Genomic DNA, 779 nt, shown 5'->3' on the forward strand with positions numbered 1-779 from the left:
GCGGCCGGCTGGACTTCACCACCGAGGCCGCGCCGGCGGTGGCGCACGGCGACGTGATCTTCATCGCCGTCGGCACGCCGCCGGACGAGGACGGCAGCGCCGACCTGCGCTACGTGCTGGAAGTGGCCCGCAGCATCGGTGCGCACCTGGACCGCTACGCGGTGGTGGTCAACAAGTCGACCGTGCCGGTAGGCACCGCGGACAAGGTGCGCGCCACCATCGCGCGGGCACTGGCCGAGCGCGGCGCGGTGATCCCGTTCGACGTGGTCTCCAACCCCGAGTTCCTGAAGGAAGGCGACGCGGTGGAGGACTGCCTGCGTCCGGATCGCATCGTCATCGGCAGCTCCAGCGAGCGGGCCATCGGCGTACTGCGCAAGCTCTACGCGCCGTTCAACCGCAACCACGACCGCACGGTGGTGATGGACGAGCGCTCGGCCGAGCTGACCAAGTACGCCGCCAACGCCATGCTGGCGACCAAGATCAGTTTCATGAACGAGATCGCCAACATCGCCGAGCGCGTGGGGGCGGACATCGAGCACGTGCGCCACGGCATCGGCGCCGACCCGCGCATCGGCTACCACTTCATCTACCCGGGCGCCGGCTACGGCGGCTCGTGCTTTCCCAAGGACGTGCAGGCGCTGGAGCGCATCGCGCGCACGGTGGACTACGAGGCCAAGCTGCTGGGCGCGGTGGAGGCGGTCAACCACGCGCAGAAGGGCAAGCTGTTCGAGCTGATCGAGCGGCACTACGGCGGCCAGCTGCAGGGCAAGACCGTGGCG

The 779-nt window shown here is 69.6% G+C and carries 1 protein-coding gene; it reads left to right on the forward strand.

Going from position 1 to position 779, the window contains the following annotated elements:
* A partial coding sequence (locus OSC30_RS16785) for a UDP-glucose dehydrogenase family protein (RefSeq protein ID WP_267172994.1) occupies positions 1–779 on the forward strand: 779 nt, incomplete at both ends.

Origin of the sequence: Frateuria hangzhouensis (genome assembly GCF_026410505.1) — a bacterium.
In the GTDB taxonomy this organism is placed as follows: Bacteria; Pseudomonadota; Gammaproteobacteria; order Xanthomonadales; family Rhodanobacteraceae; genus Frateuria_A; species Frateuria_A hangzhouensis.